Here is a 25,974-nt window from a genome sequence, read left to right as displayed (position 1 = left end):
CTCGGTATGTGTCCGTATGTCTACAAGTAATTCTGTCGTTCTGCTCACTGGTGCAGCGTCGGGTATCGGAGCGGCGACGGCGCGGGCGTTCGTCGACGACGGCTGGACAGTGTATGCGACGGACGTTCGAGCGGAGTTCCCTGCGGACATCCGCGAGCGCTGTCGCTATCTCGAACTCGACGTGACCGACGAAGCACAGATCGAAGCCGTCGTCGACCAGGTCATCGAGGAGACAGGCCGACTCGACTGTCTGGTGAACAACGCCGGTTACGGAGTCGCCGGGCCAGTCGAAGACATAGCCAGCGACGACGTTTGCGAGCAGTTCGACGTGCTGGTCCACGGCCCACACCGACTCGCACAGGCAGTGCTCCCCGAGATGCGCGAACACGGCGGGCGCATCATCACGGTATCCAGCGTGCTGGGTCACACCGCGTCGCCGGGCCTGGGCGCGTATTCGGCCGGCAAGGCCGCCGTCGAGTCGCTGACCGACGCGCTCCGGATAGAGATCGCCGGCGAGGACGATATCCACGTCTCGCTCGTCGAACCGGCGTGGGTAGACACCGGCTTCGCCGACAGCGCGCTGGGAAGCCTGAACGACGAAGATCGGACGCCGACCTACGACCGGACGTACGACGCGCTCGAAACCGGCTGGGTGCTCACCGGTGGGCCGCTGGCGACGACGCCGGAGACCGTCGCCGCGACGGTGCTGGCCGCGGCGACCGACGACCCACCGAAGGCCCGCTACCCCGTCGGCGCGTTCGCCACGTTCGTCCGCTGGACCCACTGGCTGCCGGCGCGACTGCAGGACCCGATTCATCGCGGGTTCGGTCGAGTAAGTGCGTTGCTGGGGCGGTGGCTATGACCCAACTGACCGACGGCGACAGAGTTCGGCTCTCGACCGGCCACGAGGTGACGCTGCCGCTGGTCACCGAGGCGACGGTCGCCAGCGCGGTGCTGCCGGCACGATACGACGTTGCCGAATCGCTGCTGCCCGATGGACTGACGCCAGTTCGGGCGACGGGCCGGCGGGCCGCAGTCGTGCTCCTCTGTGTCGAGTACCACCGCATCGGCGACGACGCGATGGCCCCCTACGACGAGTTCGCCGCCATGATTCCAGCGACTACAGTGGGCTGGCGGCCACCGCTGCTCCCGCTGCTGACTCGGGCGGCCGGCAGCTACATCTGGTCGCTCCCGGTGACGACCGAACCCGCGCGCGCCCTCGGCGACGAGATCTGGGGCTACCCGAAGACGGTCGCCGACATCACGCACCACGACGACGCGACCCGCCGCGAGACGACGGTCGTCGAGGACGGCGACCGCGTGGCGACGGTCGGCATCGACTGGCCCCGGACCTGGGAGCGCCGGGAATCCATCGAGAGCTACGCGGTCCGGGAGGGCCAGCTTGAACGGACGCCAATCGAGTTCCAGGGGAAACTGGGGGCCGCGCCGCTGAGCAACCGCGTCGACGTGGACCTGGGCGACCACGAGCGAGCCAACACGCTCCGCTCGCTCGATCTCGGCTCCCGGTCAGTGCTTCGGTTCTCGCTGGAGGGGCGGATTGCGTACGGCGCTGGGCGGTCAGTGGAGCGGTAGCGGGGGCAGTAGCAGGAGCGGAGCAGTGCGGTAGCAGTAGCAGAGCGGTGAGGAAGCCGTACCGCATAGCATACCGCGCGCCGACGGAGCGCGGTTTCACTTCTCGCGACCAGCGGGAGCGAGAAGGTCATTTTTAGCGTAGATTTTTGCGAGGAGCCCTCCCGCAGCGGCGCTACGCGCCGCGAGGAAGGGCGACGAAGTAAAAAGGTACTATAGGAACTCGCGGACCTCAGAGTACCACATGTCGTGCTCGTCGACGGCGTCGATAGCCTCGGCGACGCGGACGGCGATGGCGTGCCAGCAGAGCTGGTCGGGGTCCTCAGCGTCGAGGTTGTACTCACTGTCGGCGCAGGTACAGCCGCCGTCCTCGACGATATACTCGTCGTCGTGGCCCACGACGACAGTGAAATCGCGGTACTGCTTGACGCGGCTCTCGCCGACAGCCTCGATAGCCTGGTGGCCGCGGTCATCGTGGACGTCGACGATAGCCGACACTGCGTCGGGGGTCAGCTCCCCGGCGGCTTCGAGGTCGGCCACCCACTCCTCGACTCCGGTCACATCCATGCTACGGAAAGGGGTGACAAAACGGCGTCGGCTTCAGCAGCCACGTCCCGGCTGGCTCGCAGCCGCAGCAGGGAGTTATCAGTGCTTGTACTGTGCCCGGAAGAATAAACACGGAATACGGGTTTCTTCCGGCATGAACCTCGACCTCCCGTGGCTGGCACTGGGCTCGTTTGCCTCGGGATTCGGGTCGCTGTATCTGCTGGCCCAGCTCCGGACACACTGGGGCAAGCCCGGCGCACAGTGGTTCGTGGCGACCATCGTCACGCAGACGGGCTGGTGTTTCAGCTACGGCGCGGCGCTGCTGGTGTTCGACCCGACACTGCGCCTCGCCCTGGAGATGGTGTCCTGGCTTGGCATCATCTGGATCGGCTTCTGTTTCCTCTCGTTCGCGCTGGGCTACACCGGCCGGACGACCGTTCTGAAGAGCGGCTGGTACCGGGCCGTGGCGGTGCTCCCGCTCGCCGGAACGGCGCTCGTCGTCACGAACCCACTGCATACCGTGGTCTGGCAGGGATTCCGGGTCGTGCCGACCGCCGGCAGCGCGGGGGCCGACTACGCCGTCTTGCCGGCCGGACTGCTCACGATCATCGTCGCGATGCTGTTCGTCAGTTTCGGGACCCTGCTGGTGTTCGATACGGTCGTCAGCTACGGCCCGCTGTACCGGCGCGAGGCGCTGGCGGTGGGCCTGAGCCCGATACCGCCCGGGGCCGCGGTGTTGCTGTGGGCCGGCGGCATCGGGCCGGTTCCGACGATCAATCTGACGACGCTCCTGTTCCTGCCCCACGTCGCCCTTGACCTGTATGCGTTCGTCCGGAGCGACATGTTCGAGTTCCACCCGGCGACCCGGCGGGCCGGCGAGCGGGCGGCCATCCACGACATCGCCACGCCGGTCGCCATCGTCGACGAACAGGGTCGGGTCGTGAACCTCAACCCCGCCGCCGAGCGGATGCTCGGCGTGGATAAGCGCGAGAGTCTGACAGAGCCACTGAACGGCTTCCTGGTAGGCGACGATATCACAGCTGACGGCGGGAGTTCGCGGGCGTCCATCGAGGCCGGTGGTCGACGCCACGAGTTCAAAATCCGGCAGACGGCGCTCCGTGACGAGGCGGGCACACAACTGGGGTACACGGTCGTCTTTCAGGACATCACCGACGAGATCCGCCGCGAGCGCCGCCTCGAAGTGCTCAACCGCTTTCTCAGACACAACGTCCGCAACGAGAGCGTCGTCATCCAGGCCCGGGCGGAACTGCTGGCGGCAGAACTCGACGGCGATCAGGCTGACTACGCCGCGACCATCGAGCAGTCGGTCGGTCGCCTCGTCGATTCCGGTGAGAAGGCTCGAACGCTCGCCGAAGCGGGTGCTGGCGACGCGGGCCTGGAATCCGTCGCACTTGCCGACCTCGCCACCGGAGTCGTCGAGTCTGCCCGCGACGGACACAGCGGTTCAGTCGCGGTCGAGATACCCGGCTCTCTCCAACTGACAACCCAGCCGGCCTTGTTAGAGATTCTGCTCGCCAATCTCGTCGAGAACGCCCTCCAGCACGTCCCGGACCCCGTCGTCACCGTCAGCGCCGCGGTCGATGGCGACGATGTCGTACTGACCGTCAGCGACAACGGCCCTGGCGTTCCAGAACACGAACTCGGCGTGCTGGAGCGGGGCCGCGAGACGGACCTGAACCACGGCAGCGGCATCGGTCTCTGGCTCGTCCGCTGGACAGCCACGACGCTGGAGGGTGATCTCGACTTCGACACGAGCGACGGGACGACGGTGACCGTTCGACTGCCCCGAGAGCGGACGACCGCCGAAGCGGCGTGAGTGGTAGTCGGGGATACGGTCCGCTGACCGTGCTGAGTGCGATTACACAGCCGGCATTCTCAGTGCGATTACACAGCCGATACGGGTGGGACTGAAAGGGGCCGAGCGCTGCGAGGGCGAACACAGTGAGCCCTCGAATCGCGTGAACGGGGAACGAAGTGACCCGTGAACGGAGGGCGAGTCTGGCGGCTGTAGCACCGCAGGAACGACCGACGGGAGTGACGAGGAGCGCACGGAGTCAGACGAGTCGTCCGCGAGGGGGCTTTCTGGCCGTTCGTGTGAGACAACTCAGCCACAGATACAACAGCTAGGTTCGAACGACTTAACGGCGCACGCACGGACCGGAGAGTATGCGCGTCAGTGAGGGCCGGGTGACGGTCACGGTGCCGGAACAGCCTGATGCGGGGAAGGGCGCGGACGTGTTCTTCAACCCCGTCCAGGAGCTGAACCGCGACATCACCGTGGCGGCGCTGCGGGCCTACCGAGAGCGAACCCCCCGCGTGTCGACGTACCTGGACGCCACCGCCGCGAGCGGCATCCGGGGCGTCCGCGCGGCGGCCAACGACTGGGAGACGACGCTGTGTGACATCGACGACGACGCGACGGCGCTGTGCGAGCAGAACCTCGAACGGAACGACCTCGCGGCCTCGGTCCGGCGGTCGGACGCGAACGTGCTCATGCACTCCGAGGCGTTCGACGTGGTCGACGTGGACCCCTTCGGCACGCCGATTCCCTTCGCCGACGCGGCGGTGCAGGGCACCAAACACCTCCTCTGTGTGACGGCCACCGACACCGCGCCGCTGTGTGGCGCACACTTCGAGAGCGGCGTCCGGTCCTACGGCGCGGTCCCGCGCAACACCGAGTTCCACGCCGAGATGGGGATGCGCGTCCTCCTGTCGGCGATGGTCCGGACGGCCGCTCGCTACGACATCGCCGCCCGGCCGATTCTCAGCCACGCGACGAAACACTACGCCCGGACCTATCTGGAGTTCGACCACGGGGCGAAAGTCGCCAACGACTGCATCGACGAACTGGGCTACGTCCACCACTGCCAGCACTGCCTCTGGCGCGACCACGACTACGGCCTCATCGCCGACCCGCCCGAGGCCTGTCCGGTCTGTGACGAGCACCTCCAGACGGCCGGCCCCATCTGGCTCGGCCGGACCTGCGACCCGGCGTTCGCCGACGCCGTGTCCGAACAGGTGACCGAGGAGATGGGCACCGCCGACGAAGCGAGAGAACTGCTGGCGACGCTCAGCGAGGAGATCGACACGCCGACCCACTACGACCAGCACCGCCTCTGCAAGCGCTGGGGTCGCGGCGCGGAGGCCATGGACGAGTTCATCGAGAAACTCCGCGATGCCGGCTACGAGGCCTCCCGAACGCACTACGGCGGCACGACGTTCAAGACGGACGCCGACGTGGTCGAAATCCGCGAGGCGACGGCGGAGTAGCAGGGCGGGAATTCAGTTCCGTCTCGACTCGTACTACCGACCGTTCGCCCGGCCAACGCTCTCTCGAACCGCGGAGACGAGATCGTAGCCCAGCAGATACACCGGCCGCAGGAAGTAGTTCGCCATCCCCGCGAGGCCGAGCAGTCCGCCGATGGCCTGCACCTCGCCGGGTGTGGCCGACAGGCGGACGAGCAGCGGTAGGGCCGTGACGAGCGGCGCGAGCCACAGCGACTGGACGATGCCGTCCATGTCGACACCGGCGACGGGACCGAATCGGTCCTCGTCCGGTCGGGCGGCGAATAGAACAGCCGTCAGTACCAGCAGGCCCACGACAATCGGCAGGGACGCGCCGACGCCGGCGACGCCGAAACCGATAGCCAGTGCGGCCGCGACGAGCAACAGGACGGTCACCTGCATCGTCCCGTGCCGGATGGCCGCTTCCGTATCCATATCCGGTCGTTGCAGCGGCGCTGTATAAACCCTGTGAGGGCGGCTAGCTGTTCGAGTCTGTGGCGGTAGAGTCGGCATTGTTTCACTGGCGACAGCCGCAAAGAGCCAGAAAGCCCCGAGACGCTGGGCTCCTGCGACTCGCTGCGCGCTTCGCTCATTTCATTCGCTCCAGTGCTTGCTTCCTCTCGAACGCCCAGCGTCTCGCCCCTTTCAGTCCCACCCGCGGCCGGTTTGTCAGTGCTGTCTCTGTGGGACTGAAACGAGCATGCCGGTATTTCTGGACTGGAACCAGTCACGTCTCCTGAAACAACTACACCCGCTGGCCACATTCTAAACCCCTTTTTGCCTCGACCGCAAAGCAGTGGCGAACACGTGCCCTCCACGTACAATCCGGTCCGTGGCGTCCTGCTGTTCATCGGCGGCCTGCTCGCGCGGTTCGGCCTCGTCGAGCGCGAGCGGGTCCGCCGAGCGACGGACCTGTCCTGGCCCCGGATCGTCACCGGGCTCGCCCGGATGTCGAAGTCGACGGTCGACGTGGCGATGGTCGGGCTGGCGCTCGGGCCGACCGCCATCGCCGGCGTCGGCTTCGCCGCGCCGTTCTGGGAGTTGGTGTTCGCGCTGGGCGGCGGCGTCGCCGGGGGGACAATCGGGATGGTGTCACAGCGCTACGGGGCCAATGCCGACGAGGAACTGGCGGTCACCGTCACGACCAGCGCCGCCGTCGTGCTGGGGCTGACACTCCCGCTGACGGCGGCGTACTGGGTCGTCCCCGGGCTGCTCGTCGACCTCGTCGGAACGGGGTCCGAAGCCGTCGGGTACGGGGTCCAGTACCTGCGCGTCGTCGCCCTCGGAGTCCCCTTCGCCGCACTGAACCTCATCGCCAGTCGGACGCTCGTGGGAGCCGACGACGCCTGGACGCCGATGCTGTTGCGGGCCGGCGGCGCGGTCGTCAATATCGCGCTGAACGCCGTCTTCATCTTCGGGTTCGGCCTCGGCGTCGTCGGTGCGGCGCTGGGCACGGTCATTGCGAACGTGCTCGTCACGGCTGGGTTCACCGTCGGGCTGGCTCGCGGCGGCCTCCCGATAATCGGCGCGTTTCCGGTCCAGGTTCCGGTGTCGCGGCCGTTCCTCGACCGGGGACTGGGGCGGGACCTCGCGAAAACCGGGACGCCGCTGGTTGGGGCCAACCTCGCGCGGACCGGGGCGCAGTTCCCCCGGCTGTTCATCGTCGGCCTGTTCGGGCCCGGCGTCGTGTCGGCCTACGTCGTGGCGCTCCGCGTCCGGGCGCTGCTCGATACGCCGAACTGGGGGCTGAGCCTCGCGTCGAGCAGCCTCGTCGGACAGGCCCTGGGCGACGATGACGAGGCCGAGGCGACCGTCTGGGCGCAGACGGTGCTCCGGCTGAGTATCGGCGTGTACATCGTCGTCGCAGCGACGCTACTCCCGTTCTCGCGGGGCATCGCCCGCCTGTTCGTCTCGGACCCCACAGTGCTCCCGCTGGTGACGGTGTTCGTCGCCGTCGCGTGTGCCAGCGTCGTGTTCCGGGGCATCGACGGGGGCTCGGTCGGGCCGCTCCGGGCCAGCGGCGACACGCGCTGGCCGTTTTACTCCCAACTGGCCGGGATGTACCTGTTCGCCCTCCCGCTGGCGTATCTCGGCTACGTCACGCCGCTCGGCGAACTCGCGCTGTACGCCTCGCTGGTGGTCGAGACGGCCGTTCCCGCGGCAGTGACCTACTATCGCTTCCGGTCGGGGACGTGGCGGGTCGTGAGCCGGTCCTACCGGCCCGACGCGGCGCTCGACGACTGACGCGTGTCGACGGCCTGAACGACGGTCTGTCGTCAGCCAGTCGACAGTATATTTGGGGTTCCACCCCGACATGCTCGCGTGGATCGCACACGCGCTGTCTCCGTCGCCCGGGATGTCGTCCGCACTGTCCAAGAGGAGGAGGTCTCCTTTCTCGCGGCCGGCATCGCCTACTACATGTTCGTCTCGCTCCTGCCGCTGTTGTTGCTGACGCTGGTCGTCGGCACGCTGGCGGGCGGGGGGGCCTTTGCCGAGCGAATCGTGACGGCTGCGGGGGACGTGCTCTCGCCGACCGCATCGACGCTGCTCGAAGACGCGCTGACCAGCGGGGCCGGCCGCGGGGGCGCGACTGTGCTCGGCGTCGGCGTCACGCTCTGGAGCGCGCTCAAGGTGTTCCGCGGGCTGGATACGGCCTTCAGCCGCGTCTACGGAACCGATGGCCCCGATTCGATTGTCGGCGAACTCGTCGACGGGCTGGCCGCGCTGGGCGGCATCGTCGTGGCGCTGGTCGGGCTCGGCGTCATCGGCGCTCTCGGAACGGTGCTGGGCGTCCAGGTCGCGCTGGGCGGACTCGCACTCATCCCTGTACTGACGGTGGCCTTCCTCCCGCTGTACTACCTGTTCCCCGACCAGGAGATGACGATACGGGAGGCCGTCCCCGGCGCAGTGTTCGCCGGTGCCGGGTGGACGCTGCTCGGGACGGGGTTCAACGTGTACGCGGCGCAGGCCGACTCCTACCAGGTGTACGGCGTCATCGGCGGGGTCCTCCTGCTCGTGACGTGGTTCTACTTCGCCGGACAGGTGCTACTCGTGGGCGCAGCGGTCAACGCGGCGCTCGCGGACCGGCAACTACAACAGGTATCGCGCCGACGGTCCGGCAAAGCGATGAGTGAGGACGCTGACGAGACCGACACACCCCCGCCAGCCGGAACCGGGCCGACCGGACGAGACACTGATGCGCTGACAGACGAGGAGCTAAAGGAACTCCGAGAGGAGTTCGAGTCGTTCCGCGAGGACATCGAGGGCCGGACGCTCCACCGTGACGAGGTGCGGTCGGACCTCAAACAGTACGTCCGCCGCCGGATGCGCCGCGGCCACGCCCGACAGTGGGGCCCCTACATCGTCTTGCTGTACGGCACGATAATGACTCTCGGCGCGTTCTACTACCTGAAAGGCGTCTGGGCCGTCCTGGCGATGCTGGTCATCTGGCTGTCGACGCTCGGCCTCTACGCCGTGATGATTACAGTCGGTGTGACGCTTACCGCCACCGGCATGCCCGGACGGCTCATCGACCGCGTGCGCGACTGGCGACAGTGATACGGGCTGTCGGCGTCACCGAGGTGCTGTCAGCGCTGCCCGGCGCAGTCGTCGTGTTGTTCGCCCTCATCACCCAACTCGGGGATTTCTGGTTCACCTTTCTGGCCTGTGGCCTGCTGTACTGGCTCGGCCCGTGGACGCCGAAACTCGGTCGCGGCCTCACTCGCGACCGGACGGCGATGCTGGTCGCCCTGCTCGCTGTCGCCGTCGCGCTCGTCGTCTCACTGAAAGGCGTGTTCGCGCTGCCGCGGCCGCCCGGAGCGGGTACGGCCACGCACGCCGAACTGCTTCCGGCGGCGCTGCGGGGCGTCTACGAGTCCATGGCGACCGGCGAAGGGTTCGGCTTCCCCAGCGGCCACGCCACCCTTTCGCTGCTCGTCTGGGGCGGCATCGCGTGGGCGCTCCGGGTCGGCACGCGTCGGCAACGAGCCGCCGTCGCCGCGACGATCATCGCCCTCATCGGGCTTTCCCGGCTGGTGCTCGGCGTCCACTACCTCGCCGATATCCTCGCGGGCTTTGCCATCGCCGGTGCGGCCCTCGCGCTCGCCCTCGGTGCGCTCAGAACGCCCGAACGGGTGTTCGGCTTCGCCGCCGTCATCGCCACGGCTGGGTTACTCGTCACTGGTGTCTCACGTAATTCGGCCGGGGCGTTGGGTGTCGCCGTCGCGGGCGCTGTGGTCTGGTGGCTACTGGGTGATGCGATGCCGGAGCCGAGCCGGCACGGTGTCGGCATCACGGCGTTGCTGGGCGTTGTCTCGGTCGGAGCGTTTCTCGGCGTGACGTTCGGGCTAGACCCGTCGCCGGTCGCCGTCACGCTGCTTGCGGCGGTCGGGACCGGCGTCTTGCTGACGCTGCCGCTGGCCGGTGAGCGCCTCGCGAAAAAGGTGTGAGTGGCAGCCGTTAGAACTTCTCGAGGTAGCGGTCGAGTTCCCAGTCGGAGACGTCGACCAGATACTCCTTGTGCTCCTGGGTCTTGGCCTCGACGAAGTTCTCGTAGACGTGCTCGCCGAGAGCGTCCTGAATCACTTCGTCGTCTTCAAGCGCTTCGACGGCTTCGCCGAGGTTCGACGGGAGCGTGGTGATGCCGTACTCCTCGCGTTTCTCCTCGTCGAAGTCGTAGATGTTCTCGCGGACAGGGTCGTCACAATCGAGGTCCTGCTCGACGCCGTCGAGCCCGGCGTGGATGAGCGCGGCGAAGGCGAGGTACGGGTTACACGACGGGTCGGGGAAGCGAGCCTCGATACGGCTTGCAGCTGGCGTTCGGGCGGCCGGCTTGCGGATGAGCGCCGAGCGGTTACGGTCGGACCAGGCGACGTAGACAGGTGCCTCGTAGCCCGGGACCAGACGCTTGTAGGAGTTTACCGTCGGGTTCGAGACGGCCGTGATAGCCGGCGCGTGCTTGAGGATGCCGGCGGTGAAGCTCTTTGCCGTCTCGGAGAGGTTGAACTCGTCGTCCTCGTCGTGGAACGCGTTCTCGCCGTCCTCGGTGAACAGCGAGAGGTGCGTGTGCATCCCGGAGCCGTTGATCTTCGGGATGGGCTTCGGCATGAACGTCGCGTGCAGGTCGTGCTCGGCCGCGATGGCGCGAACGACGGAGCGGAAGGTGGCGACGTTGTCGGCCGTCGAGAGCGCGTCGTCGTAGGTGAAGTTGATCTCGTGCTGGCCCTGGGCGACCTCGTGGTGGGAGGCTTCGATGTCGAAGCCCATGTCTTCGAGGCCGTAGATGATGTCACGGCGCACGTCGGAGGCGAGGTCCTTTGGCGCGAGGTCGAAGTAGCCGCCGGCGTCGTTGGTCTTGGTCGTCGCACGGCCCTCTTCGTCTTCCTCGAACAGGAAGAACTCGGGCTCGGGGGCGGCGTTGACCGTATAGCCCATGTCGTTTGCGCGCTTGATCGCACGCTTCAGGACGCCGCGCGGGTCGCCGGAGAACGGCTCGCCGGTCGAGGTGTCGATGACGTCACAGATGAGGCGGGCACTGGAACCGCCTTCGACGTTTTCCCTCCACGGAAGCACCGAGAACGTCGAGGGGTCCGGGTCCAGACGCATGTCGGACTCCTGAATCCGGACGAAGCCGTTGATCGAGGAGCCGTCGAAGTAGATCCCCTCTGTGAACGCTTTCTCCGCCTGATCGGCTGTGATCGAGACGTTCTTGATGGTGCCGAGGATGTCGGTAAACTGGAGCCGGAGGAAGTCGACGTTCTTCTCTTCGATCTCGTCGAGTACCTCCTGTGCCGCCTCTGAAAGTTCGCTTGTCATCTTTGGACACCCGATAGGAACGGTGCTACTACTAAAACCCTGCTGATTTGCGCAAAGGTTTCGACGCTTTCGCTTACATTTGGACATTCGTAAAATTCTAATCCCTGGGGGGCGTCCACCAATGTAATGACGTACGAAAATCTCGACCGTGAGCTAGTGAATGCACTTCTGGGGGATGGCCGCGCCAGCCTCCGAAGCCTCGGAGAAGACCTCGACGTGTCGGTAACGACCGTCTCAAACCACCTCTCCGATCTCGAGGACGAGGGAATCATCAACGGGTACACCCCCAAAGTCGACTACGACAAGCTCGGCTACGACGTGACGGCCATCATCCAGCTCAAGGTCGAAGGGTCGTCGCTCCCGGCAGTCACCGAGGACCTCGAAGAGCACAAGCAGATGATATCGGTGTACGAGGTCACTGGCGACTACGACGTCATCGCGGTCGGCAAGTTCACCGACACCGACGGCATGAACGCCCAGATCAAAGAACTCCTCACCGACCCGGACATCAGGGAGTCGAACACCTCCGTCGTGCTCAACGCCGCAAGCGAACACGAGCAGTTCGACCTCGACCTGAAGGAGTAGCGACCGTCCTTCTACCATCGTTCCGAACGCTCTCAGAGCGACAGCTCCCGCGAGTCTGATCGCCGGGTGGCATGGCACGCGACCCCACCCTCAAATGGTACCGACGCATTCTTGACTGACCAGTCAGTTAGTTACGCGTAATGAACGACGGCGACACGGCCGACGATATTATGGATGCGACCTACCGTGCGCTGTGTACGCACGGCTACGCGGATCTGACGATGCAGGACATCGCCGACGAGTCGGACAAGAGCAAAGCTGCCCTCCACTACCACTACGACAGCAAGCACGACCTCCTCTGTGCGTTCCTCGAATACCTCTATGACGGGTTCGTCGACCGGATCGAAGACCCCGACGGCGAGAACCCACACGAGCGCCTGCTGGCGCTCATCGATTCCGTGCTGGACAAACCGGACGACGGGAGCGAGGAGTTCGGGACGGCGATTCTCGAAATCCGTGCCCACGCGCCCTACGAACCCGGCTTTCGCGAGCGACTCACCAAATTCGACGACTACCTCGTCGACGAACTCGAAGTGATCCTCGAAGATGGTATCACTGACGGGACGTTCAAATCGGACCTCGACGCCGAGGAGACCGCCCAGTTCATCGTCACCGTCCTGACCGGGGCTGCGACCGAGCGCGTCACGACCGGTCGCCCGGTCGAGTGTACCCGACGGATGCTCGCCGAGTACGTCGAGACGCATCTCCTGGACGGACAGCAGGAGGTCACAGCGTGAGCGTCCGGCAGAAACTGGGCCGTCTGGGTGCGCGGCTCGGGAACCTGTTCAAGGGGCAAGAGGACCTGAACCTGACCAGCGGCGACATCGGTAAGCCGCTGCTGTTCCTTTCTTTCCCCATCGTCATCACGAACCTGCTACAGGTGGCGTACAACCTCGCGGATACGTTCTGGCTGGGCCAGTACTCCACGACAGCGCTTGCGGCCATCTCCTTTGCCTTCCCGATGATCTTCCTGCTCATCTCGCTCGGGATGGGGCTGTCGGTGGCCGGGAGCGTGCTGGTCGCCCAGCACACCGGGGCCGAGGAGCACCGCGAGGCCGAGTACGCCGCCTCCCAGACCGTGACGTTCGCGCTGCTGGCCTCCGTGTTGCTCGGCGCGACCGGCTACTTCTTCGTCGAGGACTTCCTGTCGCTTTTGGGCGCGTCCAGCGAGGTGCTGCCGGGCGCGACGGGCTACCTGCAGGTCGTCTCGCTCGGGCTGACGGCGATGTTCGGCTTCTTCGTGTTCATCTCGCTGATGCGCGGGGCCGGCGACACCATCACGCCGATGCTCGTGATGTTCGGGACTGTCGTGCTGAACATCGTCATCGACCCGTTCCTCATCTTCGGCTGGTGGGTGTTCCCCGAGATGGGCGTCGTCGGCGCGGCCGTCGCGACCATCTTCTCGCGTGCCGTGGCGCTGGTCGTCGGCATCGGTATCCTGCTGTCGGGCAGGCGCGGCGTGCGGATTCACCTCAGTGATATGGCCCCCGACCTGGAGTACCTCCGGAAACTGCTCAGACTGGGCATCCCGGCCTCCGTCGAAGGCACCGGGCGCGCCGTGTCGGTCAACGCCATGCTGTTCATCGTCGGGACGTTCTCCGTCACCGTTGTCGCGGCCTTCGGCGTCGGCATCCGCGTGTTCTCGCTGGTGTTCATGCCGGCTATCGCGATGGATCGGGGTGTCGAGACGATGACCGGCCAGAACCTCGGGGCCGAGCGGCCGGACCGCGCGGCGACGGCCAACCACTTCGCCGCAAAAGTCTCGTTTGCCATCCTCTCTGTGCTGGGTGTCGTCACGATATTCGCCGCACCAGCCGTCGTCAGCGTGTTCAGCGACGACCCCGAGGTCGTCCGCATCGGGGCCGAGTTCCTCCAGTGGGTCGCCCCGACCTTCGGCTTCATCGGCGTCGTCCGGGCCTACTCCGGCGGGTTCCGCGGGGCCGGCAAGACGCTCACCGCAGCGGCGCTGGCGGTTACCATGCTGGGAATCATCCGCCTGCCGGTCGCCTGGGTCGCATCCCGCCCGGTCACGGTGCCGGCGTGGCTCGGCCCGCAGGTTGTCGACCTCTTCGCGTACTCGCTGGCCGAACAGGGCATCTGGCTGGCCTTCGCCGTCTCGAACGTCCTCGCGGCCGGCCTCGCCGCGGCCTGGTTCCTCCGCGGGACGTGGCGCGAGGCCGACCCCCGGGCCGGCAGCGAACCGGCCGTTGCAGACGACTGATGGCACTGGTCACTGAGAGACAACCGCAAAAGCGTTCTAAAATCGCGTGTCAGCGCCGCTCGGCCCGCTCGAAGCGTTCGTCCGTGAGGTACACCTCGCCGTCCCGAACCGTGACCTCGATACTGTCGAGGGCGTCGCCGGCGCAGGGGCCGTGCGTGCAGACGCCGTCGTCGCGTTCGAACTGCGCGCCGTGCTTGTGACACACCAGACGGTCACCCCGCACAATCGCGCCACGGCCCGGGTCAAGCGGGACTTCGGGCTGGTGGGGACAGGAGTTTCGCCAGGCGGCGACGGCGTCACCCGAGCGGTGCAGGATGCAGTTGACGCCGCGCCGGCCGTCGCGCGCCTCGAACACGAGCGTACTGTCGGTGGGCACCGAGTCGAGTTCGGCGATGCGGCGCGGGTCGTCGTTGCCGTCGTCAGGCGACTGATCGTCGTTGCCGCCGGGCGACTGCTCGTCGTCGCCGCCAACCGCCTGCCCATCGTCGCCAGTGCCGGAAAAACTGAATCGGACGGTTGCGTCGCCGGCTTCGACCTCGCCACCGTCGTCGTGGATACGGACCGATTCCGACACGTCGTCGGTGTCGACGGTCACGTCCACGGGGTCGCTCATAGCAATGGGTCATCGATTGACACACATAGCGATGTCGAAGTCGGTCGCAACGTGCCGGTTGCAAAACTGAGTTATGTCAGCCCCTCGGAAGGTCGGTATGGACCGAGACGACGTTTCCGTCGAAGTGGAGGTCGAGGTAGCGGTAGATACAGCGGAACTGGAAGCCGAAGTCGAAGACATGGCGGAGTTCGAAGCCGAACTGGAAGGCAAGGGCGTCGAAATCGAACTTGAGGCCGAAGTCGAGTTCGCCGAACACGACGAACACGAGGAGATGGACGAGACAGAAGACGAGACGGCGGCCTCCGAAACCGGCGACGAGGTGGACGAGACAGAAGGCGGCGACGAAGACCAGGAGTAGTCGCGGGCAGCAACGGACGTGGGGCAGGGCACCCCCAGGAGCACGGGTGAACTGCTGTCAAATCACAGGTGCGTATCGGCCTCAGCAGTGAATCTCGGCAGCGGTGTGACCGATAGAATTCGGTCTATGTTCATCGATATCAGCCGTCGGGACTGATTCACGATGTCACTACGGCCTGACCCGTGACTTCCTGTCAGAATACGCACTGAAACTTTTTTCTCAGAGTACTTACTAATTAGCGGTGGCTACGAACAGGCACACGATGCACGACACGCCACACGTTATCGGTATCAGCGGAAGCCTCCGCGACGACAGCGGAACCAGAATCGCCGTCCAGCGCGCTCTCGACGCGGCAGTGGGGGATGGTGCAACGATCGAGCACATCGACCTCCGGGAGTGGGACCTCCCGCTGTTCGACCCCGACGCGGGTGAGGCCGACTCCGGTGAGGGTCCGGAACTCGCCGCCCGTGTCCGCGAGGCCGACGCCCTGGTCCTCGGAACTCCCGTGTATCACGGCACCATCGCCTCACCGCTGAAGACGGCGCTTGACTACTGCAGTATTGACGACGTCGAAGGGACGACCGTCGGTATCCTCGCAGTGGCCGGCGGCGGGTTCCCCACGCCGACGCTACAGCATCTTCGCGCCTCTGTACTGGAGTTGAAGGGCTGGCCGCTTCCGCAAGCCGTTGCCATCCCCGAATCGTGGGCCGCCTTCGAGGACGGACACATCGCCGACGAAGACATCGCAGCGCGCGTCGAGGAACTGGGCTCAAACGTCGTCGCGTACACGGGTGTTGCGGACCGACGCGAAGAAACAGAACAGTCGGAACTGGCGACCGGCGACTGATACTGTTGACTGTCCCTTCGTGAAGACAGTCGCCAGCTCGGGGTGGCAATATTCGTCAGGGGAGTACAGCCAACAGTATGACTCACTCGAACCAGTCGACGAAACTGCCCTCCAGCAGCGTCTCCTCCTGATGGCGGATGTAGGTGGCCTGCATCCCCCAGATCGCTTCGGCCAGCGGGACGTTCTCCTCGACGCGGCGGCGGACGTAGTCGTGTTTCCAGCGCGCGGGCGTGAGCCGGCGGTCGACGCGCTCGCGTAACGGCCGGATGTACCCGTGGGCTTCCTCCGCCGAGAGGCCGCGCTGTTCGAGGCCCTCGCGTGCGTGTTCGAACAGTTCGCCGTATATCTCCTCGGTGCTGGTCGTCGTCGCCCCGTCGGCGGTGATCCACTCGATTTTCCCCCGCAGGCCGTTCCGCGCAGCGGTGTAGAAGTTCCGCTTCGCCGTCTCCCAGTCCAGCGACCGGATAGGGTGTTCGAGCTGGGGCAGGCTCTCCATCAGGCCGGCGAAGACGGCCGCAAAGCCGATTGCGTCGTCGACGGTCGGCTGTGCGGCCAGCGGGCGGAACTCGATGCGGGCGTTGGCCGCCGACCGCGTGGCCCCCTCGAACACCGGTCTGACCCACCGCCAGTACGAGCCGTGCTTGTGCCGGAAGTGAACGAAGTCGTCGTCGAAGCGGGTCCCGGCCTGCAGGTCGACCGGGACGATGGTGTCGTCGGCGACGATATCGTCGATGGCCTCCTCGACGGAGTCGAAATCCGGCGGGAAGCAGACTTTCGGCGGCGTCGAGTCGCCGTCGGGCGGATTGAGTACCGACTCGAAGACGCCGATGCGGTTCTCCATGTTCGCCCCGGCGACGATTTCGGGGTCGGGCGCGTCGTCGTAGAGGTCCGGTGGGAAAAACGGCGAGTTGACGCCAAGCGCCAGTAGCGGCGCGGCGATGCGGAGCGCGTACGTGAAATACTCCGGCAGGTCCGGGGCGTGGGGAATCTGATAGTGGGGTTGAATCGAGGTGATGAGCGACTCCGGCATCACCGTCTCGGCCTGTAGCGAGACGTGTGGCGCATCGATCTCGAACGCCGAGGGGTAGTCCGTGTTGGCCATCGTATGATAGCGGACGGAGTCCGACATGTTCGTCCCGATGCGGACGCCGCTCTGTTCGACGCAGTCACAGAGGTACTCCCGGGCCGTCTCGCCGGCGGGCGGAACGGTCCACATGCCATCAGAGACGAGGCGGATACCTTCGTTGCGCACCCGTTGCTGGGCCGGCATCAGCGACGCCTTCAGTTCGTTGCGCTGGGCCGCCAGCCCGTGGGTGTTCAGCGGCTGCGGACTCGTCTGCATCTCGGCGTTGTGCAGGCCGAGTTCCTTTTCGAACCCGATGAGTTCGAGCAACTGACGCGGGACCCGCTGGAGCGCGTCGGTCTGCTCATCGACGGCATACAGCTCCAGTTCCATGCCGACGATCGCCTCCGAGTTGTCGAAGGTCCCGCTCCGGACCGCGGATTTGAGCGCTTCGGCTTCCTCGCGGGCCTGTTCGTTGAACGACTCGCTGTCCGCTGCAAGCACCTCGGCCACCCGGTCTGCCAGTTCCGAAGCCGACATATCTCCGGGTTTGCAGTCACGAGTGTTAAGCGTGCCCCAGACAGTACGCGAAGAGCGAGAAAACGGTTTCTACACCGTCATAACGGATTGGTAACACTTTCACTCCCGACCTCGCCGAGAATGCAGATCACACATCCTCACAGCAGCTCGCCGACGTCGCTCATCGTCTCCCCTAACGGGTCCCGCTCCTCGGTCGTAAGCGCCCCCTCTACCGCATCGCGAGCTGCGGGCAACGGCTCGTGCGTTTCGATGTACACCGCCAGGGCAAACTCCTGTTCAGTTACGTCAGCGAGTGCGATGGCATCGCTGCGAGAGAGGTCCCCGGCGAGCCAATCGGCGATTATCTCACGGCCCTGTGGGCCGACCGGTGACACTTGCTCACCGACGAGATGGAGCGTCTTGGCGGCCATCACAGGCGCAACACCGGCGGCGCGGCCCGCATCGCCGACGCTCTTGCCGGCTGCGTAGGCCTCGACGACGGTCGCCGCTGTCGCCGCCGAGCACGGGAGGTCGTCGGCCACCGGGGCCAATCGCTCCGGGAGCGGGGCGTCCGTCTCGTCGACGGCAGCGACGCCGCGATCACGCTGGTGGGTCGTGACCTCGACACCGGCAGCGATATCCGACAGCGCCATTAAAATTTCGTTCTTTGTGCCGGAATTTAATGCTGTCGGTATCCCGATAGGCACGGGCGTCGATCCCGATAACTACCTACCGGTTACCGGTCGGCAGTTGCATCGAAAACCGCCCGGAAGCCCGCCTTTGCATCGGTTTTTTAACCCCACACCCAGCCGTAGGTGGGAATATGAGCGCGACGGTAACGCAATGTCCGGAGTGTAACGGGTCAGTCAAACAGCAGGGCGTCGAATCGGTCTGTGGGAGCTGTGGACTGGTCGTCGGCGAGGACGCCATCGACCCCGGGCCGGAGTGGCGGTCGTTCGACGACGATGACACTGACCGGGCACGCACGGGCGCGCCGCTGACGCGGTCGCGTCACGACCGCGGCCTCTCGACGAAGATCGGCCGGTCGACACGGCTGAAAGGGCGCAAGCGCCGGCAGTTCGCCCGCCTCCGCCGCGAGCACAACCGCGCCCAGATCAGCTCGAAACGCGAGCGAAACAAGGTGTACGCCTTCACCGAGATCCGACGTATCATCAGTTCGATGGCACTCTCTGATGCGATTCGGGACCGGGCCTGCGTGCTGTTCGAGTCCGCACAGAACGAGGACCTGCTGCAGGGGCGAACGCTGGAAGGATTCGCGGCCGCGGCCGTCTACGCTACCTGCCGAACCGAAGGCGTTGCCCGGACCGTCGATGAACTCTGTACCGTCGCCAAGGCGACCCAGGCGGAGCTTCGCGCGGCCTACGACGCTCTGAACAGGGAGCTCGGGCTGCCGACCGGTCCGATTGACCCACGCGAGTACGTCCCTCGGTTCGCGACGACACTGGACCTGCCGACGGCGGTCCGCCAGCGCGCGGAACGGCTCGTCGACGAGGCACAGGACCGTGGGCTGGTCAGCGGCCGCAATCCGGCCGGCGTCGCGGCGGCGTGTCTCTACACCGCGGCGCAGGAACGGGACGTGGCGCTCACGCAGGCCGAGGCGGCGGAGACAGCGGACGTGACGCCGGTCACGCTACGGGGAACCTACACCGAGCTACAGGAGTAGACGGCGTCAGCGAGCGATTCGAGCGAGCGCCGCGCCGGCGTGTCCGGCGCTGTTTCTCGAAGCGGCTGTCCGTGCGCCTGCGCCGTCGCCAGCGGCTCGCTCTCCGGGACAGCGACGGTCGGTGCACCGAACCGGTCCGCGACGGCCTCGGTCGCGGGGTTCGGACCGGCACGGTTGAGGACGACCCGACAGAGTCCGGCGTCGAGTTCACGGGCCAGCGCTCGGACCCGGAGGGCGTCAGCGAGCGCCGCGCCCTCCGGCGTCGTGACGAGTATCGCGGCGTCGGCGGCTGCGAGGGGCAGACCCACGTCGGCGTGCAGACCCGCCGGCGAGTCCACGATGACCCAGCGGTAGGTCCGCTCCAGCGCGGCGAATACGTCCGTGAGGCCCTGCAGCTCGGCGCTTCGAGCGCCGGCCAGCGTCCGCCCGCAGGGAACGAGGGTCACGGGGCCGGTCTCACGGACAGCCTCGTGCGGGTCGGCGCGGTCGGCGAGCACGTCGTGCAGGTCGGGGCCGTGACTGGACGGGAGGTCCGCCATCCCGAGGTCGCCGTCGACGACGACGCTCCCAGCGTTCGCGTTCGAGCGCGAGTCCCTGCTGTTAGCCCGTTCGAGCGCGTCGAGTTCCGCCGCGAGATTGTACGCGATAGTGGACTTGCCGACGCCGCCCTTGCCGCCGGTGACTGCCAAGATCATGCCAGGCGCGACAGCGTCTCGGTCGGCACCGTGGCGGCCGCCCGTCGGTCGGCGAGCCGTTCGGCCCGCCGGGCCAACGCACGGAGCATCTGCTCGTCAGTATCGCCGCGTGTCGCGACCGTCCGGACGCCGGACAGGCCGTCCGCCGCGCGAACCGCAGCTGTCGCCGCCGACAGCGAGTCCGCCTCGGCCAGCCGCTCTGCGCGGTCGACGCGTCGAGCAACGGTTTCGAGCCACTGCGAGACAGCGTCGGGGAGCTGCTGGTCCGGTCGCTGGCCGCTTGGAGTCCTCGACTCGGCTGGCGATTTGACGGTCGCTCGCTGCGGGTCCATCTCATGTTCGACCGTGGATTCATTCGACCGCCGACTCGCGGCTTCGGCCGCCTGCGATGGCTCGCCTGCAGGCACAGCATCAACAGGCGGTGACGGGTCGCCCAGTTCCCTGAGGACGGCATCTGCGGAGTCGAGTCGCTCGTCCACCGGGGGAGTATCGGACGTCGGGTCGGCACGCACCAGCTCCGCCGGCTGGTCAGATAGTGGGGCCGGGGTCGCGTAACCGAGCGCGTGCGTTCCCGGGCCGACGACGCCCTCGAACCCGTCATCGGACCAGCCGGCCTCGGGAACGCCCTGCTTTCTCGGCGGCCAGAGGGGGCCATCGAGACAGTTCCGAACAGTAATTCGAGTCGGTTCGGCAACGTCGCCGACGGTCGCCGTGACGAGCGTCACGCCGTCGACTCGCTCGGCGCGACAGTCGAAGGTAACCATAGGGGGGGGTGGCCCGGCCTTCCGATTTAAAAGTCAGCAGCGGACGACAGGGGCGTCGAGGCAGTCCGACGCAGCCGTCGGTGACCTGAACCGATCCGTTCCGAGGACGACTGGTGCGGGTGTCCGGGCGACCCGGAGTACGGCCAGCGCGGCCGTTAGTGGGTCGGCGTCGAACGGGCTGTCCGGGACCGGCCCCGGAACGGCTTCGATGGCCCGAGCGAACGCATCGGCGCATCGGTCGACGAGGGTCGCCCGGGCACTCCGTCGGAGATTCGCCAGTTCGTCAGCAAGCCGTCGCTGCTCCTCCAGCGTATCCCGGTAGGCGCGTGCCCGCTCCCGGCGGAGTTCGCGGGTCTCTCTGGCGGCAGCCCGACGTGTCTCCCGTTCGCTCAGTTCTGTCGCCGCGTCCCGGAGGTCAGCCTGTACCGCCCCGTCGTCCGCCCCGACCGCCTGCCGAGCGGTGAGACGGCCGCGGTGGGTCGCGACCGCTTCTTGCAAGCCGTCGATGGTCGACTCCGGGACGGGGTCGACAGAGTCCGGCAGATCCGGCGGCGAACATTCGAGGTCGGCCAGCTGGGCGCGGCACTCAGCGATAGCGTCGTCCTGCGGGGTCTCGTGTCCCCGTGACCGAGCGGCGGCCGCGAGCGCGGTCCGCGTTCGGAGTCCCATCGACGGGTGGACGTATCCGGCGTAGGCGTACACGGCCGGTGGTTCCGGACAGGAAAGGGCCGGAAAGCACCGCTGCCCACGGATACTTGCGGCGATGATTCGACCGTCGACGTCTCGCGCTCGGAGGTCGACGACAGCGCCCGCGTAAGTGGTTCCAGCGACGCGGAGCTTCACAGGTCGACGCCTCGGAGTTGGTCCGGGTCCGGGAGGTCACGCCCCGACGCGAACCGCTCGTAGGGCGTCGCCGGTTCCTCGCGTGCCTCGTACCGTTTGGCCGCCTCGCGGACGTGCTTCGGGACGTCTGTCGGCTCGAACGGCTCGACGTGTTCGATCTGTATGTCGAGGTCGTGTTTCTCGTGGAGTCGGAGCGCCTGGAAGGCCCCGAACTCGGTTCCGGAGAACAGCGCTGCTCTCCCGAACTGCCGAACGACACAGTCTTCGTGGGCACGACAGACGTTCCGCAGGTCTGTGCGTGCCGCCCGGGAGTACGTGACGACGAGTAGCACTGGGTAGACATTACTATTATTACTATAAAATTTTACTGAATTGAATTTGGTTTAAACTGAATATATATGACGACTGGCCAGAAAGATAGCGGCGGCAGTCGGACTCCGGAGTCGACACTGTGGACAGCAGATGGAGACGCCGACAGTACCCCCGGTGCTAGAGAACGCCCTACTCGACGACTGTAACGGTAAATTCGCCGGCGTCCGCGACGAGGGCTTGCACCCGTTCGCGGGCTGCTGTCTCGGATGGCGCGAGGACGACGAGGCCGTCCACGGCGGCCTCACCGCTTGCCCGGTAGGCCTGCAAGTCTCCCTCGAACTCAGTCGCGTAGGTCCGGAGCGTCCCGCGAACGTCCTGTTCGAGGTCACTGAGTGACTTCGACCCTGTCTCGAACTCGGCCAGCGCCTCCTCGATGTTGCGGAGTGCGGAAATGCGGTCCATATCAGGTCGTCCGGAGGTGGTCTGTTCGGGGCTCGTACACCTCGCCTTTCTGTTTCAGCTTGTCGATTTCGTGTTCGGCCTTCGACTCGTCGATGCCGACCTCCTCGGCGCGTTCGATGACCACGTCGGCGGGTGCGCCCTCGTCGTACTCGTCTTCGATGTCCGAGATGATGCCCTTGATGTTCTGGATACGGTCGCGCTGGGTCTTCGACTGGCCGGTCTCGACCACGTCGGCGTCGAACTCGCCGGTCTCGGGGTCGACACCGATCTCCTTCAGGCAGTAGTGGGCGATGTCGACCGCTCGGTCGGCGTCGGCTTCGTCGACGGTGTCGGAGAGGCGTATGCGTGCAGAGGCCTCGGCAAGCCGGACCAGCGCCTCCAGTTTCCGGGCGGTGACGGGCACCGGCGCGTCCTCGTCCTGTCCCTTCATCCGGAGGTCGACGTAGAAATCCTCGATGCGCGTCTTCGCCTCCTCAGTCATCGTCGGGAAGCAGTTCCGCTTGGCGTAGGCGACGTACTTCCGGAGGAGATCCGGTTCGATGGTCGGCGCGACCTCCTCGGTGACGGTCCCGACCTCCTCCTCGCTGAAGTTCGAGGTCGGGTTCTCCGTCCGGTGGGTGTGGAGTTCGCCGGCGTAGTTGGTCTGGATGATGTGCTCGGCGAGGTTCCGGTCTTTCTCCTCGTCGGGCTTGTCCGTCACGGTGAAGATGAGGTCGAACCGGGAGATGAGCGCCGGTTCGAGGTCGATCTGCTCTCCGATGGGTTCGTACTGGTCGAAGCGGCCGTACTTGGGGTTAGCCGCACCGAGTAGCGAACAGCGGGATTTGAGCGTCGCGTTGATTCCGGCCTTCGAGACGCTGATACGCTGCTGTTCCAGCGCCTCGTGCATCGCCGATCGGTCTTCCGGTGACATCTTATCGAGTTCGTCGATAGCGGCGATGCCCTGATCGGCGAGCACGAGCGCCCCCGCTTCCAGCGTCCACTGCTGGCCGTCGCCGAAGTCGTCGCGCACGGCGGCCGCAGTGAGCCCCGCGCTCGACGACCCTTTGCCGGAGGTGTAGACAGAGCGTGGTGCGATATTCTCGATATATGATAACATCTGTGAGTTATGCGAGACCACGCCGTTAGTGAGATAGTTGTGTGTCCCCTCGATTTCGAGGTCGTAGACCCACTTTTCATCGTGTTCGATGGGTTCTATCGATTCGATTCGGTCCCACGCGATGTCACCTTCGACGAATGCAGCGAGTCTGTTCAGGTCTTGACGGAGTGACCCCGTTCCGCCGCCGTCGCTACGCGCAGTGTCGCTGATAGGTGTGTCATTGTTCATCTCAGCCAACCGTGCCTGGAACGCATCGAGAACCGATTCGAGACTGTCACGGCTTGGGTTTCGGCGTCCCCGCTCGTAGTGTTGATACGTCGAACGCGGGAGGCCGCACTCGGATTGCGTCAGTCCAAGTGCTTCTCGGATGCGACGGAGTTCCGGACCCAGATTGGGGACAATATCAAGGTTCGTATTTCCGTGGGTTCCCTCGAATTGCCGGCACGCTTCGGTCTTTCGCGCTGTGATGAATCCGATTTGTTCGGCGTAGTCGTGGAAGGAGTTGCCGGAGATTCGAAGCCGGTAGCTGCCGTTGTTCCGGGGTTGGAGTTGTGCCGTGATTCCCTGTGTGACGAGCAGGGTTCGAACGTCTTCCAGCAGCGGTTTACTCATCGAAGCAACAGTAATCTCTCGCTGTGATGTCGAAACGTGTCCCTCTCCCTCGATATAGCCACGAATAAACCCGGTGACAACGTTGTTGCTGGCTCGCATGATATCTTGCGGAACGCGTCTCTCCGCCGAGGACTGGAGCAACGTTTCGTCCAGAGATGCGAGGAAGCTCACGAACTCGCCGGCAGAACACAACAGTTCGCGGGCGGTCTTCCCCTCGTGTGAACTTCGTTCCGTAACGTTGAGGTTCAGTGTCTCCAGAACAGATTTCGCGTCATCGAGAACTTCGCGGTCGTTATTGGTTATCGAAACATACCCCGTGTTATCCGGACGTTGCTCGACGTACCCCTCGGCAACAATATAACCGATCAGACGGGCCAGTTCGGGTGTCCACTGCGGTGGAAGGTCAAGATCGATTCTGTTGTGGGCCTGTGATTGTCGGAACGTGATGTCCAGGTCGTCGTGGCCATCTGTGGATAGCTTCCGGGGAACTGCGATGTGTGTGCCACTCTCTAATTCCTCGGCTTTCCTAGCCTGAAACCGTCCGTCAGATTGGACGAACAGTGGATGGGACGGGGTTACATCGAGTTCACGACCAGTCGCGGTTCGTATCCGATACAGTGTTTCCGGTGCCTCGCGCTTCCAAACCTTGGTCGCGTTTTGCGTGGCTACTGTTCCATCGGATTGGAGTGACGGGACATCGAAATCAACAGTGTCCCACACGCCGTCGTCGACTGGTTTGGGATCATCTAAGTTCGATTCAACGACCTCTCGTATCGGCCGTTCGTGGCCGTCTGCGAGAGTTACCCGCGTGTCACCGTGGACGCATTTCCCCGTCCCCGGGTCTCCTATCAGCAACATATGGAGGTCTCCACGTATTCGAGATCCGTCAGGAAGCTCTTTCGTCACGCCCGAGAAGAGCTGGAGCATCATCGCGAGCTTCTCCTTCTCGTAGCCGTAGATGGAGGGCGCGATAGCGCCGACCATCTTGTCGTAGATGTCGGACTCGTTTGAGAGCTCGACGATTTCCTTCTTGTCGGCGTCGGTGATCTCCATGTCCTCGAACTGCTCGTCCTCGATTTCGACGCTGACGCCTTCCATGTAAATGTCGAACATCGGGGACTTCTCGTTGTCGTTGCCCCGCTGGTCGAGCTTGAGGATGCCGGTCACGCGAACGTGGTCACCGGCGGTAACGTGGCCCGTGATGTCGTCCTCGATGTTGATGTCGATGGACTGGGGCGTCTCCCCGCCGCGCAGTCCCTCGGGGGACTCCTGGACGCGGAGCTTCTGTGCGTCGATGAACTGGGACTGGTCGGTGTTGAGCCGGAACGGGCCCTGTCGTTCACAGCCCTGGCAGTCGTGGGGTTCCTGGAAGTCGCCGGCGGTCTGGGGGATGCGCGTGAGCGTGCCACAGCGCTGGCACTCGAAGGCCGCCTCGATGACTTTCGGACGCACGTCGGTCGCTTTCCGGATGATGCCCCGGACGGCGACGAGGTTGCCGTGGTGTTCGTGGCGCAGATCGCGGATATCCTCGGATTCGGGGAGGTTCCGGACGCGGACGTGGGCCTGCCCGAGTGAGACGTCCACCGGGAGGTCGTACAGTCGCAGGGCCTCCTCGGCGTACTCCTGAATCTGCTCGGGCTTGGTGCGGTAGTCGTCGGCCAGGTCCGGGTCGAAGCGATAGAGGTCGTCCCAGTCGATATACAGCGATTTCTGGTCGTTCGGGTATTTCTGGGCGAGCTCACCGATCTCGTTGCGGTAGTAGTTGCGGTAGAACTCCTCGAAGCGGTCGATGAGTTCGGTGTTCTCGGCGGTCGCCATTTGAGTGGACAGTGGTTATGCCCACTGGCCTAAGAAGGTTCGCAAACCGGGGTGGAACTGAAGCGAGGGAACCAGCGGGCGCACGGGTGCTGGTGATATGGGCCGGTGAAGACAAAGGATTCCCCACGAGGCTCTGATCGAATCGGGTGACTGGGGGTAACGAAACTGACTGAGATTATCTTTAGTAGGACTTGCAATCGACACAATCACTACTGCAAACGAC

Annotated in this window: 25 protein-coding genes; 13 read left to right on the top strand and 12 right to left on the bottom strand. The window is 65.5% G+C overall.

Annotated elements, in window-relative coordinates; translation table 11 throughout:
• Positions 1-16 precede the first annotated feature (16 nt).
• Positions 17-862, top strand: coding sequence for an SDR family oxidoreductase (locus VI340_RS15260; RefSeq protein ID WP_336358668.1), 846 nt, complete (start codon positions 17-19; stop codon positions 860-862).
• Positions 859-1,593 carry an acetoacetate decarboxylase family protein gene (locus VI340_RS15255; RefSeq protein ID WP_336358667.1) on the top strand — a complete coding sequence of 245 codons (735 nt, stop codon included), beginning with the start codon at positions 859-861 and terminating at the stop codon, positions 1,591-1,593. The genes VI340_RS15260 and VI340_RS15255 overlap by 4 nt, the downstream gene beginning before the upstream one ends.
• Before the next feature lie 210 nt (positions 1,594-1,803).
• Here VI340_RS15255 and VI340_RS15250 read toward each other — a convergent pair whose 3' ends face one another.
• Positions 1,804-2,157, bottom strand: coding sequence for a zinc finger SWIM domain-containing protein (locus tag VI340_RS15250; RefSeq protein WP_008307107.1), 354 nt, complete (start codon positions 2,155-2,157; stop codon positions 1,804-1,806).
• Between the two features lie 133 nt (positions 2,158-2,290).
• On the opposite strand from VI340_RS15250, the gene VI340_RS15245 reads away from it, so the two are divergent.
• Both VI340_RS15245 and VI340_RS15240 read left to right on the top strand, forming a co-directional pair.
• Positions 2,291-3,973, top strand: coding sequence for a histidine kinase N-terminal 7TM domain-containing protein (locus tag VI340_RS15245; protein ID WP_336358666.1), 1,683 nt, complete (start codon positions 2,291-2,293; stop codon positions 3,971-3,973).
• 350 nt (positions 3,974-4,323) lie between these two features.
• On the top strand, positions 4,324-5,427 hold the full coding sequence (locus VI340_RS15240) for a tRNA (guanine(26)-N(2))-dimethyltransferase (protein WP_008307109.1): 1,104 nt from the start codon (positions 4,324-4,326) through the stop codon (positions 5,425-5,427).
• Between the two features lie 33 nt (positions 5,428-5,460).
• Here VI340_RS15240 and VI340_RS15235 read toward each other — a convergent pair whose 3' ends face one another.
• A complete protein-coding gene (locus VI340_RS15235; RefSeq protein WP_064287106.1) occupies positions 5,461-5,877 on the bottom strand; it encodes a hypothetical protein in 417 nt (138 codons plus the stop codon).
• A gap of 372 nt (positions 5,878-6,249) precedes the next feature.
• On the opposite strand from VI340_RS15235, the gene VI340_RS15230 reads away from it, so the two are divergent.
• The 3 genes from VI340_RS15230 (at position 6,250) to VI340_RS15220 (ending at position 9,890) form a co-directional block, all read left to right on the top strand.
• Positions 6,250-7,686 carry an MATE family efflux transporter gene (locus VI340_RS15230; protein WP_336358665.1) on the top strand — a complete coding sequence of 479 codons (1,437 nt, stop codon included), beginning with the start codon at positions 6,250-6,252 and terminating at the stop codon, positions 7,684-7,686.
• A 78-nt stretch (positions 7,687-7,764) separates the two neighbouring features.
• Positions 7,765-9,000, top strand: coding sequence for a YihY/virulence factor BrkB family protein (locus VI340_RS15225; RefSeq protein ID WP_008307112.1), 1,236 nt, complete (start codon positions 7,765-7,767; stop codon positions 8,998-9,000).
• A complete protein-coding gene (locus tag VI340_RS15220; protein WP_008307113.1) occupies positions 8,997-9,890 on the top strand; it encodes a phosphatase PAP2 family protein in 894 nt (297 codons plus the stop codon). The genes VI340_RS15225 and VI340_RS15220 overlap by 4 nt, the downstream gene beginning before the upstream one ends.
• A 10-nt stretch (positions 9,891-9,900) precedes the next feature.
• On the opposite strand, the gene glnA is transcribed toward VI340_RS15220, so the two are convergent.
• Positions 9,901-11,256, bottom strand: a complete 1,356-nt coding sequence (gene glnA / locus VI340_RS15215; RefSeq protein ID WP_008307114.1) for a type I glutamate--ammonia ligase — start codon at positions 11,254-11,256, stop codon at positions 9,901-9,903.
• Positions 11,257-11,382: 126 nt separating this feature from the next.
• On the opposite strand from glnA, the gene lrp reads away from it, so the two are divergent.
• The 3 genes from lrp (at position 11,383) to VI340_RS15200 (ending at position 14,062) form a co-directional block, all read left to right on the top strand.
• Positions 11,383-11,841: an HTH-type transcriptional regulator Lrp gene (gene lrp, locus VI340_RS15210; RefSeq protein WP_005536716.1), complete on the top strand. Its 459-nt coding sequence runs from the start codon at positions 11,383-11,385 to the stop codon at positions 11,839-11,841.
• 140 nt (positions 11,842-11,981) lie between these two features.
• Positions 11,982-12,578: a TetR/AcrR family transcriptional regulator gene (locus VI340_RS15205; RefSeq protein WP_008307119.1), complete on the top strand. Its 597-nt coding sequence runs from the start codon at positions 11,982-11,984 to the stop codon at positions 12,576-12,578.
• Entirely contained in the window at positions 12,575-14,062 is a 1,488-nt protein-coding gene (locus VI340_RS15200; RefSeq protein WP_336358664.1) for an MATE family efflux transporter, read from the top strand. Before VI340_RS15205 ends, VI340_RS15200 begins: the two co-directional genes overlap by 4 nt.
• A 49-nt stretch (positions 14,063-14,111) precedes the next feature.
• Here VI340_RS15200 and VI340_RS15195 read toward each other — a convergent pair whose 3' ends face one another.
• Positions 14,112-14,675, bottom strand: coding sequence for a Rieske (2Fe-2S) protein (locus VI340_RS15195; RefSeq protein ID WP_336358663.1), 564 nt, complete (start codon positions 14,673-14,675; stop codon positions 14,112-14,114).
• A gap of 97 nt (positions 14,676-14,772) precedes the next feature.
• Between VI340_RS15195 and VI340_RS15190 the strand changes: the two genes are divergently transcribed.
• Both VI340_RS15190 and VI340_RS15185 read left to right on the top strand, forming a co-directional pair.
• Positions 14,773-15,033: a hypothetical protein gene (locus tag VI340_RS15190; protein WP_336329547.1), complete on the top strand. Its 261-nt coding sequence runs from the start codon at positions 14,773-14,775 to the stop codon at positions 15,031-15,033.
• A gap of 262 nt (positions 15,034-15,295) precedes the next feature.
• A complete protein-coding gene (locus VI340_RS15185) occupies positions 15,296-15,880 on the top strand; it encodes an NADPH-dependent FMN reductase (protein WP_008307125.1) in 585 nt (194 codons plus the stop codon).
• Between the two features lie 82 nt (positions 15,881-15,962).
• Here the strand turns inward: VI340_RS15185 and VI340_RS15180 are convergent, their stop codons facing one another.
• Complete coding sequence (locus VI340_RS15180) at positions 15,963-17,483, bottom strand: hypothetical protein (RefSeq protein ID WP_008307126.1); 1,521 nt, start codon at positions 17,481-17,483, stop codon at positions 15,963-15,965.
• A 137-nt stretch (positions 17,484-17,620) separates the two neighbouring features.
• Positions 17,621-18,115, bottom strand: a complete 495-nt coding sequence (locus VI340_RS15175) for a DUF7858 family protein (RefSeq protein ID WP_008307127.1) — start codon at positions 18,113-18,115, stop codon at positions 17,621-17,623.
• Between the two features lie 170 nt (positions 18,116-18,285).
• On the opposite strand from VI340_RS15175, the gene VI340_RS15170 reads away from it, so the two are divergent.
• Positions 18,286-19,146, top strand: coding sequence for a transcription initiation factor IIB (locus VI340_RS15170; RefSeq protein ID WP_008307129.1), 861 nt, complete (start codon positions 18,286-18,288; stop codon positions 19,144-19,146).
• Here the strand turns inward: VI340_RS15170 and VI340_RS15165 are convergent.
• The 6 genes from VI340_RS15165 to VI340_RS15140 form a co-directional block, all read right to left on the bottom strand.
• Positions 19,125-19,841, bottom strand: a complete 717-nt coding sequence (locus VI340_RS15165; RefSeq protein ID WP_008307130.1) for a MinD/ParA family ATP-binding protein — start codon at positions 19,839-19,841, stop codon at positions 19,125-19,127. The genes VI340_RS15170 and VI340_RS15165 overlap by 22 nt on opposite strands.
• Positions 19,838-20,605, bottom strand: coding sequence for a DUF7857 domain-containing protein (locus VI340_RS15160; RefSeq protein ID WP_336358662.1), 768 nt, complete (start codon positions 20,603-20,605; stop codon positions 19,838-19,840). The genes VI340_RS15165 and VI340_RS15160 overlap by 4 nt, the downstream gene beginning before the upstream one ends.
• A 33-nt stretch (positions 20,606-20,638) precedes the next feature.
• On the bottom strand, positions 20,639-21,448 hold the full coding sequence (locus tag VI340_RS15155; protein WP_336358661.1) for a DUF7856 family protein: 810 nt from the start codon (positions 21,446-21,448) through the stop codon (positions 20,639-20,641).
• Positions 21,445-21,780, bottom strand: coding sequence for a DUF7855 family protein (locus VI340_RS15150; protein WP_008307136.1), 336 nt, complete (start codon positions 21,778-21,780; stop codon positions 21,445-21,447). The genes VI340_RS15155 and VI340_RS15150 overlap by 4 nt, the downstream gene beginning before the upstream one ends.
• 169 nt (positions 21,781-21,949) lie before the next feature.
• The gene (locus tag VI340_RS15145; protein ID WP_008307138.1) at positions 21,950-22,222 is read right to left on the bottom strand and encodes a DUF7854 family protein; all 273 of its coding nucleotides are present in this window, start codon (positions 22,220-22,222) and stop codon (positions 21,950-21,952) included.
• 1 nt (position 22,223) lies between these two features.
• Positions 22,224-25,751, bottom strand: a complete 3,528-nt coding sequence (locus tag VI340_RS15140; RefSeq protein WP_336358660.1) for an LAGLIDADG family homing endonuclease — start codon at positions 25,749-25,751, stop codon at positions 22,224-22,226.
• Between the last annotated feature and the right edge of the window lie 223 nt (positions 25,752-25,974).

Origin of the sequence: Haloarcula sp. CGMCC 1.6347, assembly GCF_037078395.1 — an archaeon.
Lineage (GTDB): Archaea > Halobacteriota > Halobacteria > Halobacteriales > Haloarculaceae > Haloarcula > Haloarcula amylolytica.
Note: the sequence above shows the minus strand (reverse complement) of the source record. Positions and strands in the feature narration are given on the sequence as shown.

Coding starts and splice junctions, on each gene's coding strand:
- VI340_RS15260 (WP_336358668.1), top strand. CDS start 17: ATGTCTACAAGTAATTCTGTCGTTCTGCTCACTGGTGCAGCGTCGGGT.
- VI340_RS15190 (WP_336329547.1), top strand. CDS start 14,773: ATGGACCGAGACGACGTTTCCGTCGAAGTGGAGGTCGAGGTAGCGGTA.
- VI340_RS15140 (WP_336358660.1), bottom strand. CDS start 25,751: ATGGCGACCGCCGAGAACACCGAACTCATCGACCGCTTCGAGGAGTTC.
- VI340_RS15245 (WP_336358666.1), top strand. CDS start 2,291: ATGAACCTCGACCTCCCGTGGCTGGCACTGGGCTCGTTTGCCTCGGGA.
- VI340_RS15255 (WP_336358667.1), top strand. CDS start 859: ATGACCCAACTGACCGACGGCGACAGAGTTCGGCTCTCGACCGGCCAC.
- VI340_RS15195 (WP_336358663.1), bottom strand. CDS start 14,675: ATGAGCGACCCCGTGGACGTGACCGTCGACACCGACGACGTGTCGGAA.
- VI340_RS15205 (WP_008307119.1), top strand. CDS start 11,982: ATGAACGACGGCGACACGGCCGACGATATTATGGATGCGACCTACCGT.
- glnA (WP_008307114.1), bottom strand. CDS start 11,256: ATGACAAGCGAACTTTCAGAGGCGGCACAGGAGGTACTCGACGAGATC.
- VI340_RS15170 (WP_008307129.1), top strand. CDS start 18,286: ATGAGCGCGACGGTAACGCAATGTCCGGAGTGTAACGGGTCAGTCAAA.
- VI340_RS15165 (WP_008307130.1), bottom strand. CDS start 19,841: ATGATCTTGGCAGTCACCGGCGGCAAGGGCGGCGTCGGCAAGTCCACT.
- VI340_RS15235 (WP_064287106.1), bottom strand. CDS start 5,877: ATGGATACGGAAGCGGCCATCCGGCACGGGACGATGCAGGTGACCGTC.
- lrp (WP_005536716.1), top strand. CDS start 11,383: ATGACGTACGAAAATCTCGACCGTGAGCTAGTGAATGCACTTCTGGGG.
- VI340_RS15175 (WP_008307127.1), bottom strand. CDS start 18,115: ATGGCGCTGTCGGATATCGCTGCCGGTGTCGAGGTCACGACCCACCAG.
- VI340_RS15160 (WP_336358662.1), bottom strand. CDS start 20,605: ATGGTTACCTTCGACTGTCGCGCCGAGCGAGTCGACGGCGTGACGCTC.
- VI340_RS15180 (WP_008307126.1), bottom strand. CDS start 17,483: ATGTCGGCTTCGGAACTGGCAGACCGGGTGGCCGAGGTGCTTGCAGCG.
- VI340_RS15250 (WP_008307107.1), bottom strand. CDS start 2,157: ATGGATGTGACCGGAGTCGAGGAGTGGGTGGCCGACCTCGAAGCCGCC.
- VI340_RS15185 (WP_008307125.1), top strand. CDS start 15,296: ATGCACGACACGCCACACGTTATCGGTATCAGCGGAAGCCTCCGCGAC.
- VI340_RS15145 (WP_008307138.1), bottom strand. CDS start 22,222: ATGGACCGCATTTCCGCACTCCGCAACATCGAGGAGGCGCTGGCCGAG.
- VI340_RS15240 (WP_008307109.1), top strand. CDS start 4,324: ATGCGCGTCAGTGAGGGCCGGGTGACGGTCACGGTGCCGGAACAGCCT.